The following is a 19,214-nucleotide window of genomic DNA, read 5'->3' as shown; positions in this document are numbered from 1 at the left end:
TTGCGTCCCGCGACGGGGTGAATATAGTGCGGCTTTCTGCGACGGGGGCGTTATGAAACTGAGCGAGCAAGCGGGGGTGCCGGTCGGCATCATCATGGGAAGCCAGTCGGACTGGCCGACCCTGCGCGAGGCGGCGGCGATCCTGGACGATCTGGGCGTGGGTTACGAGGCGAAGATCGTCAGCGCCCATCGCACGCCCGACCGGCTTTGGGCTTATGGCAAGGCGGCGGCGGGGCGCGGGCTGAAGGTAATCATCGCCGGGGCAGGGGGTGCTGCACATCTGCCGGGCATGATGGCCTCGAAGACGCGGGTGCCGGTCGTGGGCGTGCCGGTTCAGACGAAGGCGCTTTCGGGCGTCGATTCGCTTTATTCCATCGTCCAGATGCCGAAGGGCTTTCCGGTGGCGACCATGGCCATCGGCGCGGCAGGTGCCGCCAATGCCGGGCTGATGGCGGCGGGGATACTGGCGCTGTCCGATCCGGCGCTTGCCGAACGGCTGGATGCTTGGCGCGCGGCGCTTTCGGCCTCGATCCCCGAGGAGCCTTCCGATGACTGACGCACTGGCACCGGGTTCGGTCATCGGGATTCTGGGCGGCGGACAGCTTGGCCGGATGCTCTCGGTCGCGGCCTCGCGGCTTGGGTATCGGACCCATGTCTATGAGCCGGGCGCGGCCCCGGCGGCGGATGTGGCCCATGCGCTGACGACTGCGGCCTATGACGATGCGGCGGCGCTGCGGGCTTTCGCGGAATCGGTCGATGTCATCACCTATGAATTCGAGAATGTGCCGGCGGCCTCGCTGGACCTGCTGGAATCGATCCGCCCGATCCGGCCCAATCGCCGGGCGTTGGCGGTCTCGCAGGACCGGCTGAGCGAGAAGGAATTTCTGGCCGGTCTCGGGCTGAGAACCGCGCCCTTCGCCAATGTCGAGACCGAGGCCGATCTGCCGGCGGCGCTGGAGCGGATCGGCGCGCCCTCGATCCTCAAGACCCGGCGCATGGGCTATGACGGCAAGGGGCAGATCAGGTTCAAGGATCCGGGCCAGCGGGACTGGACCGGCGCGCCTTCGGTGCTGGAAGGTTTTGTCACCTTCTCGGGCGAGATCAGCGTGATCGTGGCGCGCGCGGCCGATGGCGCGGTCGCGGCCTATGATCCGGGGCTGAACGTCCATGAAGGCGGCATCCTGCGCACCACCACCGTTCCCAGCGGCGTAAATCAGGGTCTCGTGACCGATGCGGTGCTGCTGGCGGCGCGGATCGTGGGTGCGCTCGATTACATCGGCGTCATGGGGGTGGAGCTTTTCGTGACCCCCGCAGGGCTGGTGGTGAACGAGATCGCGCCGCGTGTGCATAATTCCGGGCATTGGACGCAGGCCGGCTGCACGGTCGACCAGTTCGAGCAGCATATCCGCGCCGTGGCCGGGCTGCCGCTTGGCGACGGCAAGCGCCATGCCGATGTGGTCATGGAAAACCTGATCGGCGATGACATGGACCGCCTGCCGGAGCTTCTGCGCGCGCCCGACGTTCAGGTCCATCTCTACGGCAAGGCCGAGACCCGTCCGGGCCGCAAGATGGGCCATGTGAACCGGATCATCCGGTGAAGCCGGCGCGGCCCCGGTTGGCCGTGCGGGCCGCGATCCTGCGCGACGACCGGCTGCTGGTGGTCAATGCCTATCCCGGCCAGCAATCCGCGCTCTGGGCCTTGCCGGGCGGCGGGGTCGAGCCGGGGCAGTCGCTGCCCGAAAACCTGCTCCGAGAGGTGCAGGAGGAAACAGGGCTGGCAATCGCGGTCGGCGCGGTGATTCTGGTGAACGAATTTCACGACCCGGCATCGGGCTTTCATCAGGTCGAGCTGATCCACCGCGCCACGCTTCTGGGCAATGCCGATCTGGTTCTGGACGATCCCGAGGGCGTGGTGAACCGCGCCCGCTGGGTCACGCGGGCGGAACTGGCGAAGCTGCATCACCGGCCACGCCTTCTGGCGCGCGCTGTCTGGGGGCAGCACGCCGCCTGGTATGACCCGCTGGAGGAGATCGTGCGGTAAATCGGGAAGGTGGGTGCCTTTCGTCCTGCCACGCTATTTCTGCGCCAGAAAGGCAGATCAGCCTTCGGGCAGGGTTTCCGAAAGATAGCGCATCATATTGCCGCCCATGACTTTGGCGATCCGATCCTCGCTCAGACCCGCGTCGATCAGCGCCTGAGTGAGCGCGGCGAGGCCCGCCGTATCGAAAGGCGCATCGACCGAGCCGTCGTAATCCGAGCCGAGCGAAACGTGATCCTCGCCCACGAGGGCGATAGCGGCACTGATCGATGTCGCGATATCGGCTGGGGTCGTGCCGCATGTCACCTCGCGCCAGTAACCGATGCCGATCACGCCGCCCTTGTCGGCCACGGCCCGGATCAACTCGTCATGAATGTTGCGCCGGGTCTCGCAATTGCCGTGAATGCCGGTATGCGAGACGATGGGCCGCGTGCCGTCGATGGCCAGCACGTCGCGCACCATTTGCGGGCTGGCATGGGCAAGGTCGATAACCATCCCCCTTTCCATCAGCCCGGCCACCACCTGCCGGCCGAAATCCGACAGGCCGGCACCGCTTTCGCCATGCAGCGAGCCGCCCAACTCGTTGTCGAAGAAATGCGTCAGCCCCATCAGCCGGAACCCGGCACCATAAAGCGTATCGAGATTGGCGATATCGCCTTCCAGCGGATGCCCGCCCTCGGTCCCGAGGATGCCGCCGACGGTTCGCGCGCCGGTCTCGCGCTGGGCGAGATGTTCCTCCAGCTCCCGGCGGTTCAGGATGACGCGCAGGTCTTCGGGGTCGCGTTTCGCCATGGCGTTCAGGCGCGCGGCCTGATCGAGCGCACGTTCCTTCAGGCTCGACCAGGTGCGGATGGGGCGCAGCTGGCCCATGACCAGCTTGGTGATATTGTCCGGTGCCTCGGCGCTGTTCTGACCGTAATTCAGGCCCGAAGGGCTTTTCGTCACCGTGGTGAAGACCTGCACCGCGACATTGCCTTCCTGCAGGCGCGGGATGTCGGTATGACCCTGTGCGGCGCGTTTCAGCAGGTCGCGATCCCAGAGCAGCGCATCCGAATGCCAGTCGCCGATCACCAGCCTCTCATGCAGCGCCCTTGCCTCATCGCTGACGGGCCAGCCTTCTGCCGGGCCGTTCACCGGGTTCAGGCCGCGTTCCACATAGGCGGGCGCGAAGGTGAAAAAGGCGGCCGCCGCGATGAGGATCAGGCAGAACAGGGCGATGGCAATCTTGCGGAACATGGCGCGATCTCTGTTTGGGACAGGTCTGGGTCGAGGATAGGCCGGCGGTCCTGCGATCGGCCAGTGCAGATTGGGCTGTCTCAAAACGGCACATCATCCGCCGCGCCCACGGGCTGCACATATCCTGCCTTCACGTTCTTGAAACCGGCGGCGAACTGGATGGTCAGCGTATCCTCGGCGATGCCCATCACCGTGCCCTCTCCGAATTTCGGATGCGTTACACGCTCGCCGACACCGAAGCCTACCGCCTCGGCATCTATCACCACGGCGGCAGGGGTACGGGGCTTCGCGCGCTGATCGCCGCGTTCGGCCATGCGCTTCCAGCCGGGGGAGTTGTAGACATCGGCATTGGCGGCGCGCTGATGCATCGAGGCCCCGAAATCGGGCGATCCCGCGGCGACCGCAGCGGCACCGTAACCCTGCCCGTAAAGGCCGGGCGCGGTCAGCACCTCGACATGCTCATCAGGCAACTCGTCAATGAAGCGCGAGGGCAGGGACGACTGCCATTGCCCATACATGCGCCGGTTGCCGGCGAAGCTGATCGTCGCCAGCGTCTCGGCCCGGGTCAGGCCGACATAGGCAAGGCGCCGCTCCTCCTCCAGCCCCTTCATGCCGGATTCGTCCATGCTGCGCTGGCTGGGGAACAGACCGTCCTCCCATCCCGGCAGGAAGACGATGGGATATTCCAGCCCCTTCGCTGCGTGCAGCGTCATGATCGAGACCGCGTCCTGCGCCTCGTCATTGTCGCGATCCATGACGAGCGCGACATGTTCCAGAAAGCCCTGAAGGTTGTCGAATTCCTCCAGCGCCTTGACCAATTCCTTGAGGTTTTCCAGCCGGCCCGGCGCCTCGGGCGATTTGTCACTCTGCCACATGGCGGTATAGCCGGTCTCGTCCAGAATCCGCTCGGCCAGTTCGACATGGTTCGTGTCGGGGTTCAGGGTATCGGCGTGGAAGCGGCCCATCGCATCGGTGAATTCGCGCAGATTGGCCGCGCCCTTGCCGCCCAGAAGCCCGTTGGCCACGACCGATTGCGCGCCGATCAGCAGCGGTTCGGCCAGATCCCGCGCCTCCTGCTGGATGGTCTTCACCGCCTTGTCGCCAAGGCCGCGCTTGGGCGTGTTGACCACGCGCTCGAAGGCCAGATCGTCGCTGGGCGAGACCGCCAGCCGGAAATAGGCCATGGCGTCGCGGATTTCCTGCCGCTCATAGAAGCGCGGGCCGCCGATGACCCGGTAAGGCAGGCCGATGGTCAGGAAACGGTCCTCGAAAGCGCGCATCTGGTGGCTGGCACGGACCAGAATCGCCACATCGTTCAGATCGTGGCGGCCCAGGCTGCGGCGGGTGCCGGCATGGAAATCCTCGATCTCCTCGCCGATCCAGCGGGCCTCGGCCTCGCTGTCCCAATGCCCGATCAGGCGGACCTGCAAGCCGTCCTCGGCATCGGTCCAGAGCGTCTTGCCCAGCCGGCCCTTGTTCGCGGTAATCAGCCCCGAGGCCGCGCCCAGGATCTGCGGGGAGGAACGATAGTTCTGTTCCAGCCGGATCACCTGCGCGCCCGGAAAATCCTTCTCGAAGCGCAGGATATTGCCGACCTCGGCCCCGCGCCAGCCATAGATCGACTGGTCGTCATCGCCGACGCAGCAGACATTGCGATGGGACTGAGCCAGCAGCCGCAGCCACAGATATTGGGCGACGTTGGTATCCTGATATTCGTCGACGAGGATATAGCGGAAGCGGTTCTGCCAGCCGGCCAGAATATCGGGATGGGCCTGAAACAGCGTCACGCAATGCAGCAGCAGATCGCCGAAATCGACCGCGTTCAGTGCCAGCAGACGGTCCTGATAGGCGCGGTAAAGCTGCACGCCCTTGCCATCGTAGGCCGTGCCCTCGTTGCGGCTGACCTTGTCCGGCGTCAGCGCCCGGTTCTTCCAGCCGTCGATCATCCCGGCCAGTTGCCGCGCCGGCCACCGCTTCTCGTCGATGTTTTCCGCCGCGATCAGCTGCTTCAGCAGGCGCAACTGGTCGTCGGTGTCCAGAATGGTGAAACTGGGCTTCAGATGCAGATCGCCCGCGCCGATCAGTTCGGCATGGCGGCGCAGGATCTTGACCGAAACGCTGTGAAATGTGCCGAGCCAAGGCATCCCCTCGACCGCGTCGCCCAGCAACCGGCCAATGCGGTCGCGCATCTCGCGCGCGGCCTTGTTGGTGAAGGTCACGGCAAGAATCTGCCCCGGAAAGGCCCGGCCCGTCGCGATCAGATGCGCGATTCGCGTCGTCAGCGCCCGCGTCTTGCCGGTGCCGGCCCCGGCCAGCATCAGCACCGGCCCATCCAGCGCCTCGACCGCCCGGCGCTGCGCGTCGTTCAGCCCCTCCAGATAGGGGGGCGGGCCGGCAGGCGCGCCCATGGCGCGCTGCGACAGGCTGAGCTTGCGCTCGGCGGCTTCGAAGGGATCGTCATCCATCATGGTCGCGACAATAGCGCGCCACTGCGGTCAGGGAAAGATGGTGTTCACCGTATGTTCGGGCGCGGCACGTCTTTTGGTCAGTCTTATTCCTGCATCTGGCGTGCAAGTTTAGACCTGTGCCGCCGAAAGAATATTAACTATCAATGACTAAGACCCCTACGGGTTTGCCATACAATCCTTGTTCTTGCCAGTGACTCACTGTTTTCGGCCCTGACACGGCGCGAGGACTGCGCCGCAACCATTGGTGCATGACGGATGAGCATTATTCTCAATGATGTGGACTATTTTCAGTATTTTGGCGGGCTGATCGCGATCGGAACCGGCACCGAGGCGGTCCAGACCCAGATCGACCTCATCAACCTGAGCACGGTCGCCACCACCTATTCCGAGGCGCTGCTGGCCGATGATCCAAACGGCGACGGGCGGCTTAATCTCGGTGAAACCTTCACCCTGACCACGGCAGGAGAGCCGGTCCTGCTGACCATGACCGGGGCCGGCACCTATTCCGCCCTGCTGACCCCGACCAGAACCGTAATCATCGGCGAGGATGAACTCGGCACGCAATATATCGTCTTTCCCAATGGCGACGCCCCGGTTCTGGTTGGCACCGTGGCGGCGACCACGACCATCTTTGCGGCGGGCTATGATCCGGGCGCGGGCACGGTCATCTGCTTTGCCGCCGGCACCCGGATCGAGACGGCACGCGGCATGGTCAGGGTGGAGCATCTGCAGATCGGCGACCTGATTCGCACGCAGGATCATGGCTTCAAGCCGCTGCTCTGGATTGGCGAGCGCAGTCTTTCGGCGGCGGAACTGGCGCTTTATCCGAAGCATCGGCCGATCCGCATCCGCAAGGGCGCTCTGGGCGCGGGGATACCGCAAGCCGATCTGCTGGTCTCGCCCCAGCATCGCGTTCTGGTCAGATCGCAGGTCGTGCAGCGCATGTTCGGGCAAAACGAGGTGCTGATCGGCGCCATTCACCTGACCGCGATCGACGGGATCGAGCCCGCCCTGGATATGGCCGAAGTCACCTATTGGCATTTCCTGCTCGACTGCCACGAGATCGTCTTCTCGAACGGTGCCGCGACCGAAAGCCTGTTCACCGGCCCGCAGGCCATGGCCTCGGTCAGTGCCGAAAGCCGCGCCGAGATCCTCAGGCTGTTTCCCGATCTCGGGCGGCCCGATCCGCAGGGGCTGAAACCGGCCCGCGATCTGGTGAAAGGGCGCCCGGCGCGCAACTTCGCCGACCGGCTGATGAAGAATGGCAAGCCTGCGGTCATTGCCGCCCCGCAGCCCGAACCGATCTTCGTATAGCCGCGCCCGAAGGGTCTCACCGGCACGTTTCCGCCTCGGTCGGTTGGCCAATTCACGGCGGCGGGCTATGAAGGGTCTGTTTCAGGTTTCCGAGGTTCATATGAAGATCACGCAACAGATTCGTCCCCTTGCCCTTGCCGCCCCGCTGACGCTTTTCGCCGGTGCCGCCGCCGCGCAGGATACCGGCGCCTGCGGCCAACCGCTCGCGCTGAACAGCCCGCCCATGGTGCTGGAAGCGACGCCGACCGAAACCACCGGCGGGCTTGTCGAACTGCGCCGGAACGAGCCGCGCTATACCGAACTGACGGTGAAATCGCAGATGGCGATCACCCTGACCACCTTGACGTCTGAACGGGATACGACGCTGATCCTCTTCGATACCGATGGCAATGTGGTGGAATCCGACGACGATAGCGGCGCGGACTCCAATGCCCGCCTGATCGCGATGCTGGATCCCGGCACCTATTGCGCACAGGTCGGTGTCTATGGCGGGCTCGACGCGTCCAGCCTGGTCGTGCCCTTCTCGATCAGCGCCGCGCCGCCGCCCGATGCCTGCATCCTGAACGCGGCCGATCCGGTCGAGCTTGGCCCCGACAGCGAGGAAATCATCACCACCGGCGTCTTTGACGAGAATGTGAACCTCGCCTTCCGTCTGGCCGCAGGCACCGTCGTGACCATCGCCGCCCGCAGCCCGATGTTCGACACCTTCCTGAAGGTCGAGGACAAATATGGCCGCGAGATCGCCAGCGACGACGATGGCGGCGGGGACACCAACAGCCTGCTGGATCTGACAAGCGAAGACGGGGCGGATTACTGCGTCACGCTGTCTTCGCTGGATGAAGATCGTGGAATCTATTCGATGTCGCTGTCGCCCACGTCAATCTCGCCGCAGATACCGGGGAACGACCAATTCGACTCCGCCTCAGAGGCCGAGGAAGCCGTAGACGCGGCGGAATCCGCAGCCGAAGCGGCGGCGGAAGCGGCAGATGCCGCCGCGAGCGCGGTTGAGGATGCGGTCCAGCAGGCCGCCGAAGCCGCAGCCGAAGCCGCCAGCGAAGCGGCAGAAGCCGCAAGCGACGCTGCCAGCCAGTGACCTGACCGCCCCCGGCTGGCCATCGGACAGGGCCGCAAAAAGCAAAACCCCCGGCGCAAAGGCCGGGGGTTTTTTGTTTCTCTTGTGACTGCGGGCTTATGCCGCAGCGAGGTTGCGCAGCACGTAATGCAGCACGCCGCCATTCTTCAGATAGTCGATCTCGACTTCCGTATCGATGCGGGCCTTCAGCTTCACCACTTTCTCGCTGCCATCGGCGAACTTGATCTTCGCATCGATGATCTGCAGCGGCTTCACCTCGCCCAGCCCTTCGATGGTGATCTGCTCGTCGCCGGTCAGGCCCAGCGACTTGCGGTTCTCGCCGCCGGTGAACTCGAAGGGGATGACGCCCATGCCAACCAGGTTCGAACGGTGGATCCGCTCGAAGCTTTCTGCGATCACGGCCTTGACGCCGAGAAGGTTGGTGCCCTTGGCCGCCCAGTCGCGCGAAGAGCCCGCGCCATACTGTTCGCCACCGATGATGACCAGCGGCGTGCCGGCGGCCTCATATTGCATGGCGGCGTCGTAGATCGCCTCCTGCTCGCCTTTCGGACCCTTGGTGTAGCCGCCTTCGACGCCGTCCAGCATCTCGTTCTTGATGCGGATATTGGCGAAGGTGCCGCGCATCATGATCTCGTGGTTGCCACGACGCGAGCCGTAGGAGTTGAAGTCCTTCGGCGCCACCTGACGTTCGGTCAGGTACTGGCCGGCGGGGGTGGTCGGCTTGAAGGAACCGGCGGGGCTGATGTGGTCGGTGGTGATCATGTCGCCCAGCACGGCAAGGACGCGGGCGCCCTTGATATCGCTTATCTCGCCTGCACCCTTGGACATGCCACGGAAATAGGGCGGGTTCTGGATATAGGTCGAGGAAGCCGGCCAGTCATAGACCTCGCTGTCGGTGGTCTCGACCTCCTGCCAGCGCTTGTCGCCCTTGAACACGTCGGCATATTTTTCCTGGAACATCTCGCGGGTGACGACGCTGTCGACCATGTCCGAGACCTCTTTGGAGGTCGGCCAGATGTCTTTCAAGAAGACCGGCTTGCCCTCGGCGGTGAAGGCCAGCGGCTCGCTCGACAGGTCGATATTCATGTCGCCGGCAATGGCATAGGCCACGACCAGCGGCGGCGAGGCCAGGTAGTTGGCGCGCACGTCGGGCGAAATCCGGCCCTCGAAGTTGCGGTTGCCCGACAGCACGGCGGTCGCGATCAGGTCGTTGTCGTTGATCGCCTTCGACAGTTCGGCATCCAGCGGACCCGAGTTGCCGATGCAGGTGGTGCAGCCGAAGCCGACCAGATCGAAGCCGAGCGCGTCGAGATCTTCCTGCAGCCCGGCAGCCTTCAGATAGGCTTCCACGACCTGCGATCCCGGTGCCAGCGAGGTCTTGACCCAGGGCTTGCGGGTCAGGCCGAGCGCGCGCGCCTTGCGGGCGACAAGGCCCGCCGCCATCAGCACATAGGGGTTCGAGGTATTGGTGCAGGAGGTGATCGCCGCGATCATGACCGAGCCGTCATGCAGCTTGTAATCCTTGCCTTCGACCGCCGCCGACTGGAAGCCCGGGCGGTGACCCGGCAGATAGTCGGGGGCCGGCGCGCCGCCATCGGCGGCCCAGGCCTTCACCTCGCCCTTGTTCGGCGCTTCCAGCTTGCGGTTGCCCGAGACGTATTTGGCGAATTCGAAGGCGGCATCGGTCAGCGCCACATGGTCCTGCGGACGCGACGGGCCCGAGATCGCCGGAACCACGGTGCTCTGGTCCAGTTCAAGGGTCGAGGTATAGACCGGCGCGTAATCGGCGCCGCGCCAGAAGCCGTTGGCCTTGGCATAGGCTTCGACCAGCGCGATGCGATCCTCGTCCCGGCCAGTCTGGCGCAGATAGCGCAGGGTTTCGTCATCGACCGGGAAGAAGCCGCAGGTGGCGCCGTATTCGGGGGCCATGTTGGCGATGGTGGCACGGTCGGCCAGCGGCATGTGGTCAAGGCCGTCGCCATAGAACTCGACGAACTTGTTGACCACGCCATGCTTGCGCAGCATCTGGACGACTTTCAGCACCAGGTCGGTGGCGGTGACGCCTTCGCTCAGCGCGCCGGTGATCTTGAAGCCGACGACTTCCGGGATCAGCATCGAGATCGGCTGGCCCAGCATCGCGGCCTCGGCCTCGATCCCGCCGACGCCCCAGCCCAGAACGGCCAGGCCGTTGACCATGGTGGTGTGGCTGTCGGTGCCGACCAGCGTGTCGGGATAGGCGACTTCGTTGCCGTTCTGGTCCTTGTCGGTCCAGACCGTCTGCGACAGGTATTCCAGGTTCACCTGATGGCAGATGCCGGTGCCGGGGGGCACGACGCGGAAGTTGTTGAAGGCGTTCTGGCCCCATTTCAGGAAGGTATAACGCTCGATATTGCGCTCGTATTCGCGCTCGACGTTATACTGGAAGGCGCGCGGGGTGCCGAATTCGTCGACCATGACCGAGTGGTCGATGACCAGATCGACCGGGTTCAGCGGGTTGATCTTCTGCGCATCGCCGCCCAGCGCGGTGATGCCGTCGCGCATCGCGGCAAGGTCGACGACGGCGGGAACGCCGGTGAAGTCCTGCATCAGCACGCGGGCCGGGCGATAGGCGATCTCGCGCGGGTTCTTGCCCGACTTCTCGGCCCATTCGGCGAAGGCCTTGATATCCTCGACCGAAACGGTGCGACCGTTATCCTCGAAGCGGAGCATGTTCTCCAGCACCACCTTCAGCGAGGCGGGCAGCTTCGAGAAATCGCCCAGCCCGGCCTCGGTGGCGGCGGAGATGGAGTAGTAATCGACGCTTTGCGCGCCGACGGCAAGCGTGCGGCGGGTCTTGGCGGTGTCGGTTCCGGTAACGATCGGCATGTGGGCCTCCCTGTCGGTTGGATGGGTTCGGCAGTCGGTTCGCGCCTGAAATGCCCCATTCGGAGAGTCGTTTCAAGTGGGCGAGACTCGCTTGGTATGCGAATGTATACCGACAAGCGGCTTGTTGCACAAGTGCAACGTGGCGGCGGGACATTGCCCGTAACACAGCGTTGATTTGGGATTTCGCAGCCGATGGCCTATCCCCCATTGCCGACGACAGGGCCAAGTGGGGCAGGAAAGGACAGACCGACCGCGATGCTGCCGAAGACCGCCCCTTTCATCATCCTGGGCCTCGCCCTGCTGCTGCTGCCGGTGCAGCCCGGTCCTGCCGCCGCCTTCGACGCCGCGCCGCGCGATCCTGGGGGCAGGGCGGCGGTGACATCTTCACCGATGCAGGACGCCCCCCGCCGGCTGGCGCAGAAACCCGATTACGGCGACATCATGGACGATGTGGATGCGGTGATCGACGCCATGGATGACGCCGTGGCGAAACCGCGCGGCCGCTCGGAAGGCGCCGCCCCCGCCACCGGGCTGATGTCCATCGCCCCGACAAGCCGCTCCGCGCAGCCGGAAATCGCCCATGGCCCGCGCATCCCCTCGCCCATCGTGGTCGAGCTGTTCACCGCCCAGGGCTGCGAGGCCTGCCCCTTTGCCGAGGACATGCTGGCCGACCTGAAAGGCCGGCCGGATGTGCTGATTCTCGGCTGGCATGTCGATTACTGGGATTATCTGGGCTGGGCCGACGATTTCGCCCGACCCGAATCCGGCGACCGGCAGAAGGGCTATAACATCTCGCGGGGGGCGCGCATCCTGTTCACCCCGCAGGTCATCGTTGAAGGAGAGGCGGCGCTGGACCACCCGAACCCGGCGGCGCTGATGGCGGCGGTCAAGCGCGAACGCGCCGAGGGCGATCATGTCGCCATCAGCCGCAAGCTCGACGGCGCGCGCAGCGAGATCGAGTTGACGCCGCTGGCCGCGCTGCCCGCCGAGATCGCGGTGCAACTGATCCGCTACCTGCCGGCGCGCTCGGTCACGGTCAGCGCGGGAGAGAATGCCGGCAAGACGCTTGCCATGCACAATATCGTCGTCAGCAGCGATGTCCTTTCGCATTGGGACGGCAAGGCGCCGCTTCGGATGACGGTGACGCTGGGCGCCGGCGCCGCAGCCGATCTGCCGAAAGACACACGTCACGCGCTGATCGTCCAGCACATGCGCCAGCAGCGCCCCGGAGAGATCTTCGCCACCATCCTGCTGGACTGAACCCGGGCGGCGGCTTGCCCATGGCGGCGGAATGCGAAAGATTGCGCCGATAAACGCCCCGTTGAAGGAAACAGAATGAAAGAGGTCAAACCCTGGGTCAGACCGGCGCTGGAATACGGGCCGCTGATCCTGTTCTTCGCCGTCTTCATGGTCATGCGCAGCCGCACGGTGATGCTGGGCGGGACCGAATATGGCGGCTTCATCGTGGCGACGATGATCTTCGTGCCGGTGCTGGCGCTGACCACTTTCGCGCTGTGGCGGCTGACCGGCAAGGTCTCGGCCATGCAACTCTTGACGCTGGTGCTGGTGGTGGTCTTCGGCGGGCTGACGATCTGGCTGAACGATGAACGCTTCCTGAAGATGAAGGTGACGATCATCTATGCGATCTTCGCCGGCCTGCTCAGCCTCGGGCTGGTGCTGCGCAAGAACTGGCTGGAACTGGTCATGGGCGAGGCCCTGCCGATGCGCCACGAGGGCTGGATGAAACTGACCTTCCGCATGGTGCTGCTGTTCATCGGCCTCGCCATCGCCAACGAACTGATCTGGCGCAACCTCTCGGATACCGCCTGGGTGAATTTCAAGACCTTCGGCCTGCCGGTGGTCATGTTCGCCTTCTTCATGGCCAATACGCGGCTGTTCTCGGCCTATGCGCTCGACAAGGACGACTGACGCCCGGCCGGCCCCTGCAACAGCCGCGACCAGCGCGGCGTCTGCCCGATCGGCAAATGGTCGCGCAGCAGCCCCAGCGGCAGCGCCCAGGGCCGGGCCAGCGCCATGCGGTAGAAATCGAACAACCCGTCGCGCAGATAGGGCGACCAGTGGCAGGCGCGGGCGATATCGGTGCCGATGTGAAAGCCAAGCCGGGCCAGCCCGTCGCGCACCTCTGCCGCGTCGATCTGCAGGTCCAGCCAGTTGCGCCGCGACCGCGACAGGCCAAAGCCAAGCGCCGGACTGCGGGCGCGCCCGACCAGAAGCTCCAGCCCCAGATCGAAAAGATCGTTCTCGCGCGAGGTGACGTTGATGACCTCGGCCCGCTGGCCGGCGGGGCTGTCGATCGCAGCCTCGGCCGCGGGACGCAATTCGGCTGCGGCCATCAGCACCATGCGCCCGATCTCGCCGGGTGCCGCCGCAGCCAGCGCCTGCAGGGCCACGCGCGCGCCCAGCGAATGCCCGATCAGCTGCACCGGGCGCGCGCCCACCTGCGAGAGCGCCGCGATCAGTTCCGCCAGTTCCTGCCCGGCGCTGCCCGCCCGCCGATAGGCCGCCGACAGCCGCCCCCGCGCCGGCCAGCCAAAGGCGATGCCCAGCCCCTCGGGGCCCTCGGCGCTGAAACCCAGCGCGCTGGGCCAGGATCGGGAACGGCGCGCCCCCGGTCTTGCAGGTTCTGGCGCAAGGATATGGCGGTGGGGATCGCAGGCGGGATCGGTCGGGCAATAGCGATAGCCGTGGATCATGACGATGATCGGCGCGCCCGGTGCCAGCCCGGCGGCGCGGGCCATAAGTCCAGCCGGAAGCGGCTGCCCGGCATTGACCGGAAGGATGGCCATGATCCACTTCGCCCTCGGTTTCCGTTGCTTGCGCCATAGACCTCAGGCGCGACAGCGGCGTGACCGGGCTGTGACGCCGATGTGACATCGCCCCGCCAATCCCGGCGGCTGGCGGAATGGTCCCGTCGGTTTCTTGCTTTTGCCCGCCCGCAGGGTTAACGCGGGCAGGCAACAAACGAGGCATCTCATGGACAATCGCAATCTGCACAAGCGCAGCCTTGCCGTGCACGCCGGCACCCGTCGCAGCCAATATGGCGAGATGGCCGAGGCGATGTTCATGACCCAGGGCTTCGTCTATGACACCGCCGAACAGGCTCAGGCCCGGTTCGAGAAGGTGGGCGAGGACGAATTCATCTATGCCCGCTACGGCAACCCGACCAACCGCATGTTCGAAGACCGGATGGCGGCGCTGGAAGGGACCGAGGACGCCTTCGCCACCACCTCGGGCATGGCCGCTGTCAATGGCGCGCTGATGGCGGTCTGCCAGCAGGGCAGCCATGTCGTCGCCGCGCGGGCGCTGTTCGGATCGAACCTCTATATCCTCGATGTGCTCAAGCGCTTCGGGGTCGAGGTGACGCTGGTCGACGGCACCGATCTGGACCAGTGGCGCGCGGCGGTGCGCCCCGGCACGGTGGCGGTATTCTTCGAATCGGTCTCGAACCCGGCGCTGGATGTGGTCGATATCGAGGCCGTGGCCAAGATCGCCCATGCGCAAGGCGCGCTGGTGATGGTCGACAATGTCTTCGCCACCCCGGTCTTCTCGCGCGTGGTCGAACAGGGCGCCGATGTGGTGATCTATTCGACGACCAAGCATATCGACGGCGCGGGCCGGGGCTTGGGCGGGGTGATCTGCGGCACCAGGCAGTTCATCCGCGAGGTGGCCGAGCCCTATCTGAAACATTCGGGCGGCGCGATCAGCCCGTTCAATTCCTGGCTGATGCTGACCGGGCTGACCACGCTCGACCTGCGGGTGCGGGCCATGGCCGACAGCGCGGCGGCCATCGCCAAGGCGCTGACGGACCATGCGAAACTGTCGCGGCTGATCTATCCCGGCCTGCCGGATCATCCCCAGCACGATCTGGCGATGGTGCAGATGGGATCGGGCGGCACCATGATCGCGCTTGAGATCAAAGGCGGCCAGCAGGCGGCTTTCGAGGTGCTGAACAAACTGAACCTGATCCTGATCTCGAACAATCTCGGCGATGCGAAATCCATCGTCACCCACCCGACAACCACCACCCATCAGCGCCTGGCCGAGGAAGACCGGCTGGCGCTTGGCATCACCCCCGGTCTGGTGCGCCTGTCGGTCGGGCTGGAACATCCCGACGACCTGATCGCGGATCTGCGTCAGGCATTGGAATAACCGGATCAGGGCGGCAAGGATTCGCGTCATTTGTCGCGATCCTTGCCGAAAACTCTTTAGATTTCGTCAATCCGCCCTATATCGGACGGGCGAACAGCCATGGAGCCGCCCGTGAACACGCCGCGCCCGCCGACCGTCTATCCCGCGCTCGCCCGCGACTATGACGCCGATTTCAAGGTCGATCCGCAATACAAGGCCAGCCTGCCCGACCTGCAGAACGGCCCGGCCAGCCTGATCGTCGGCGCCAATGTGCTGATCCAGCATGTCGGGATTTCCAATTTCCGCCTGCCGATCCGCTATCAGACCCGCGACGGCGGAGAGATTGCGCTGGAAACCAGCGTCACCGGCACCGTCAGCCTGGAAGCCGACCGCAAGGGCATCAACATGAGCCGCATCATGCGCAGCTTCTATGCCCATGCAGACAAGGAATTCAGCCTCGACGTGCTGCAGACGGCGCTCGACGACTACAAGGACGATCTGGGCAGCATGGACGCCCGCATCCAGATGCGGTTCTCCTATCCGGTGCGGGTCGATTCTCTGCGCTCGGGCCTGTCGGGCTGGCAATATTACGACATCGCGCTGGAACTGATCGAACATCAGGGCCAGCGCCGGCGGATCATGCATGTCGATTACGTCTATTCCTCGACCTGCCCCTGCTCGCTGGAACTGTCCGAACATGCCCGCGAAAGCCGAGGCCGGCTGGCGACGCCGCATTCGCAGCGTTCGGTGGCGCGGATCTCGGTGCTGATGAAGGGCCATGACAAGCTCTGGTTCGAGGACATGATCGCGCTGTGCCGCCGCGCCGTGCCCACCGAAACCCAGGTCATGGTCAAGCGCGAGGACGAACAGGCCTTCGCCGAGTTGAACGCCGCCAACCCGATCTTCGTCGAAGACGCGGTGCGCAGCTTTGCCGAGCAGCTGATCGCCGATCCCCGCATCGCCGATTTCCGCGTCATCGCCAGCCACCAGGAATCGCTGCACAGCCACGACGCCGTGTCGATGCTGGTCAACGGCCCGACCTTCGCGCAGGACAGCCTCGATCCGACCACCTTCGCCAGCCTGCTGCATCGCGGCTGACACCCGGCCACGCACCCGAAATCCGGGGTGCCGATCCGCGCCGCCGGTGCTAGTCTCGGCGCATCGTTTGAACGGCTTGGGGTTACGCGGTGATCTTCGATTTCATCTTCGGCTTTGTCTTCTTCTATATCCTGAACGGCTGGTTCCCCGGCCCGATGCCGCCATCCGCCACCGTCGCGCAGGCACCGCCCGCGCCGCCCCATATCACCGCCCTGGCGGTTGAGGAACTGGCCTGCACCCGTGATCCCGACCCGACCCGCATCCTGCGCGCGATGATGGAGGCCGGGCTGATCCATCCCGGCGACCGCGAGGATTTCGAATCCTACAGTTGCTTCGCCATTCCCGGCGGCCTCTGGCTCGACGGTTTCAACGCCAATGCCGTCTGCGGCGGGGTGATGAGCGCGACCGTCAATGCCGAAAACCCCGATCTCTACCCCCCGAATGAGCGGATCGACGATCTCGACCGCTACCAGATGCTCTCCTTCGGATCGAATGACGGCCTCGACTCGCTGGAGGCATGGTCGACCGCCCGATACGGCCCGCGCGGTCCTGAGTCTCTGGGCGTGATCGACGGGCTTTATTCCCCCTCGATCTCGCTCAATGAGGTCTATTGCGACGACATCCTCGCCGATAACGTCGCCCTTGACGCCATCGAGAACCTGCCGCCCGCCCTCGCCCCGTCCGAGTGAGCGCGCCCGCGTCTTCGCCGATCCACGCCGAACAGCCGTTCAGCGGCGAGAGACCCCATAGAGCACGCACCCCCGCCCTTGTCCCGCACCTCGCCCGACAGCCCGGCCCGGAATCAAGCCGCGCCAGCGGCCCGGGCCAGCGGCCGACCGCCCCCTGGGCGGCCGCTTCTTCACCGACCCGCGCCGAACAGCCGTTCAGCGGCGAGAGGCCCCATAGAGCACGCACCCCCGCCCTTATCCCGCACCTCCCCCGACAGCCCGGCCCGGAATCACGCCGCGCGAGCGCCCCGGACCAGCAGCCGACCGCCCCCTGTGTGTCTGCTTCTTCGCCGACCCACGCCGAACAGCCGTTCAGCGGCGATACACCCCATAGAGCACGCACCCCCGCCCTTATCCCGCACCTCCCCCGACAACCCGACCCGAAATCAAGCCGCGCCAGCGGCCCGGGGCCAGCAGCCGACCGCCCGCCGGGTGACCGCTTCTTCGCCGATCCTCGCCGAACAGCCGTTCAGCGGCGAGAGGCCCCATGAAGCACGCACCCCCGCCCTTCTCCTGCACGTCCCACGACAACCCGGCCCGGAATCACGCCGCGCGAGCGGCCCGGGCCAGCGGCCGACCGCCCCCTGGGCGGCCGCTTCTTCACCGGCCCGCGCCGAACAGCCGGTCAGCGGCAAGAGGCACGATAAAGCGCTCACCCCGATTATCGGCAGCGGCCACCCGCGGTCGTCCGCTGGCCCTGCGGAGTGGCAGCCTATGCGAAGAGCGCTTCGTCCGATACGGCGCGGCGGAACGTTGCAGCAGCGCCCATGATCTCCTATCTCTATTGCGATGTGCGGGCCGGAGCGTATTTCCCATACTTATTGTGCATTCGCCTGAAAGCAGCGCCAATCTCCTCTGCTTGAATGCCGAGCGTGCGGAAGATATGAAAACGTGCGATTGCGCAAAGGTCATAGTTGAACCAGACCATTTTTTGATAAATTTCGCTGGACAAATTTATGCCCCGGCCATGAGATATATCATTCCTTATTGATACAATTTCTTGAATCTCCAAATGCTCTCGAAAGCCACTGTCTGCCCAATCCCGCTGCAAGCGATTCAGTCGCTCCGCTAAAGTGATCCTCGCTGACCTATGGTTGGGTTCGGCTCTACTTGATGGCATGCTGCCATTTTCATTGATATCATAATTTTCAATGCACCCAAGAAGTTGGCTGAAGTCACCAGCAGACAATTTTTTTGAATTCTCTATGTGTAGTATTATATTCATGAGGTAGAATATATCGTCTGGCAGTTCGATTGTTAAATTTAGTGTATTTTCGAGCGTCAGGGCGCAATCCTGTCTCAAAAATAGGGCGTCATGCCATCGAACGAAACGCGTTTTTCTATTTTGGTCGGTTTGGAATATAAATTCGGCTACCAGATTTTCATTTCTATCGTTCCATTTCTTTGTGTGAGTGGTCTTTAGCTTCGATGGATTTTGTGCCATTTGATGGCCAAGGAAAAAGGAAAATATTGTGTTGACACGCATCAACCGCTTCTGAATAGCTGAGTAATCGAGGGCTTCGGGAAACTCAAAGGTGAGCAAGGTCCGTTGCGTAATAATGGTTGTATTTTCTTCGTCTCTGGCTTCTGCAAAGCTGCTAACGAGAGCGGTCGTCTTGTCTTTAAGGGAGAATTCTTCGCGTATGGGTTCTTCAACATTAATTTGTAGTTTGGAAGGTTTGTTGACTTTTATATCTTGATAACCTGACTTGACAAGTTCGGGTGCATACCATGCGCTGAATGCAGGCATATCCATGTACAGAGCTGTGAAGCACTTCTCATTTAAATCCTCCAAGTGGATATTCTTCAGTATCGCGCTGGCAAATATGCGCGACTTGCTTCGCATTATAGGTGTGTTTATGCCAAGGTTTCCGCCGCCTCGCGATTGAACCCAAGGCTTGATAAGGGTTGTGGGACATTGGTAGTCGAGGTACCCGGTAAGGGTCTCGCCATCGCAGTTTGGCGCGCTATAAATTTCGCCGAATTCTGCGAATTGAATCGATTCAAGGGTAATTCCATTCTCTTGACTGAAAGTCAGCTTTGCTGGACAGATTTTTTCGTCATCATGCCGGTCACGAACAGCGAACCACTCCTCAAAATCCTCAAACATCAATATTTACTCCTAGCCTGTTTCGATTCAGAGGCCAAACTTAGTGCATCTCATCCGACTCTACAAAGTCGGCAGCGTGTAGGGTTCGCTCAATTCTGCTGTAGCAGTTGCCACA

At 63.9% G+C, this 19,214-nt stretch carries 15 protein-coding genes; 10 read left to right on the top strand and 5 right to left on the bottom strand.

Annotated features, from left to right (window positions below):
* Positions 1–52 precede the first annotated feature (52 nt).
* From purE to Q0330_RS16160, 3 genes are read left to right on the top strand one after another with little or no spacing between them, the layout of a single operon-like run.
* Complete coding sequence (gene purE, locus Q0330_RS16170) at positions 53–556, top strand: 5-(carboxyamino)imidazole ribonucleotide mutase (protein ID WP_299481815.1); 504 nt, start codon at positions 53–55, stop codon at positions 554–556.
* Entirely contained in the window at positions 549–1,598 is a 1,050-nt protein-coding gene (locus tag Q0330_RS16165) for a 5-(carboxyamino)imidazole ribonucleotide synthase (RefSeq protein ID WP_299481812.1), read from the top strand. Before purE ends, Q0330_RS16165 begins: the two co-directional genes overlap by 8 nt.
* A 23-nt stretch (positions 1,599–1,621) precedes the next feature.
* Positions 1,622–2,041, top strand: coding sequence for an NUDIX domain-containing protein (locus Q0330_RS16160; protein ID WP_299481807.1), 420 nt, complete (start codon positions 1,622–1,624; stop codon positions 2,039–2,041).
* Positions 2,042–2,098: 57 nt separating this feature from the next.
* On the opposite strand, the gene Q0330_RS16155 is transcribed toward Q0330_RS16160, so the two are convergent.
* Positions 2,099–3,274: a membrane dipeptidase gene (locus Q0330_RS16155; protein WP_299481804.1), complete on the bottom strand. Its 1,176-nt coding sequence runs from the start codon at positions 3,272–3,274 to the stop codon at positions 2,099–2,101.
* A gap of 80 nt (positions 3,275–3,354) precedes the next feature.
* Entirely contained in the window at positions 3,355–5,742 is a 2,388-nt protein-coding gene (locus Q0330_RS16150; protein ID WP_299481801.1) for a UvrD-helicase domain-containing protein, read from the bottom strand.
* Positions 5,743–5,997: 255 nt separating this feature from the next.
* Here Q0330_RS16150 and Q0330_RS16145 point away from each other — a divergent pair, with 255 nt between their 5' ends.
* Positions 5,998–7,056, top strand: coding sequence for a Hint domain-containing protein (locus tag Q0330_RS16145; RefSeq protein ID WP_299481798.1), 1,059 nt, complete (start codon positions 5,998–6,000; stop codon positions 7,054–7,056).
* Between the two features lie 100 nt (positions 7,057–7,156).
* Entirely contained in the window at positions 7,157–8,149 is a 993-nt protein-coding gene (locus Q0330_RS16140) for a hypothetical protein (protein ID WP_299481795.1), read from the top strand.
* Between the two features lie 96 nt (positions 8,150–8,245).
* Here the strand turns inward: Q0330_RS16140 and acnA are convergent, their stop codons facing one another.
* Positions 8,246–11,014: an aconitate hydratase AcnA gene (acnA, locus tag Q0330_RS16135; RefSeq protein WP_299481792.1), complete on the bottom strand. Its 2,769-nt coding sequence runs from the start codon at positions 11,012–11,014 to the stop codon at positions 8,246–8,248.
* A 255-nt stretch (positions 11,015–11,269) separates the two neighbouring features.
* On the opposite strand from acnA, the gene Q0330_RS16130 reads away from it, so the two are divergent.
* Both Q0330_RS16130 and Q0330_RS16125 read left to right on the top strand, forming a co-directional pair.
* Positions 11,270–12,274, top strand: a complete 1,005-nt coding sequence (locus Q0330_RS16130) for a DUF1223 domain-containing protein (protein ID WP_299481789.1) — start codon at positions 11,270–11,272, stop codon at positions 12,272–12,274.
* 75 nt (positions 12,275–12,349) lie between these two features.
* Positions 12,350–12,943: an inner membrane-spanning protein YciB gene (locus Q0330_RS16125; protein WP_299481786.1), complete on the top strand. Its 594-nt coding sequence runs from the start codon at positions 12,350–12,352 to the stop codon at positions 12,941–12,943.
* On the opposite strand, the gene Q0330_RS16120 is transcribed toward Q0330_RS16125, so the two are convergent.
* Positions 12,919–13,821 (bottom strand): DUF726 domain-containing protein, encoded by a 903-nt coding sequence (locus Q0330_RS16120; RefSeq protein ID WP_299481783.1) that lies wholly within the window; start codon positions 13,819–13,821, stop codon positions 12,919–12,921. The genes Q0330_RS16125 and Q0330_RS16120 overlap by 25 nt on opposite strands.
* Before the next feature lie 187 nt (positions 13,822–14,008).
* On the opposite strand from Q0330_RS16120, the gene metZ reads away from it, so the two are divergent.
* From metZ to Q0330_RS16105, 3 genes are all read left to right on the top strand, one after another.
* Positions 14,009–15,184 carry an O-succinylhomoserine sulfhydrylase gene (gene metZ / locus Q0330_RS16115; protein ID WP_299481780.1) on the top strand — a complete coding sequence of 392 codons (1,176 nt, stop codon included), beginning with the start codon at positions 14,009–14,011 and terminating at the stop codon, positions 15,182–15,184.
* Between the two features lie 111 nt (positions 15,185–15,295).
* Positions 15,296–16,261, top strand: coding sequence for a GTP cyclohydrolase FolE2 (gene folE2, locus Q0330_RS16110; RefSeq protein ID WP_299481777.1), 966 nt, complete (start codon positions 15,296–15,298; stop codon positions 16,259–16,261).
* A gap of 89 nt (positions 16,262–16,350) precedes the next feature.
* Positions 16,351–16,950, top strand: a complete 600-nt coding sequence (locus tag Q0330_RS16105; protein WP_299481774.1) for a hypothetical protein — start codon at positions 16,351–16,353, stop codon at positions 16,948–16,950.
* An 820-nt stretch (positions 16,951–17,770) separates the two neighbouring features.
* Here Q0330_RS16105 and Q0330_RS16100 read toward each other — a convergent pair.
* Entirely contained in the window at positions 17,771–19,099 is a 1,329-nt protein-coding gene (locus Q0330_RS16100) for a hypothetical protein (protein WP_299481771.1), read from the bottom strand.
* Positions 19,100–19,214: the final 115 nt, after the last annotated feature.

The sequence above is a fragment of the uncultured Paracoccus sp. genome, from assembly GCF_937873615.1.
Taxonomy (GTDB): domain Bacteria; phylum Pseudomonadota; class Alphaproteobacteria; order Rhodobacterales; family Rhodobacteraceae; genus Paracoccus.
Note: the sequence above shows the minus strand (reverse complement) of the source record. Positions and strands in the feature narration are given on the sequence as shown.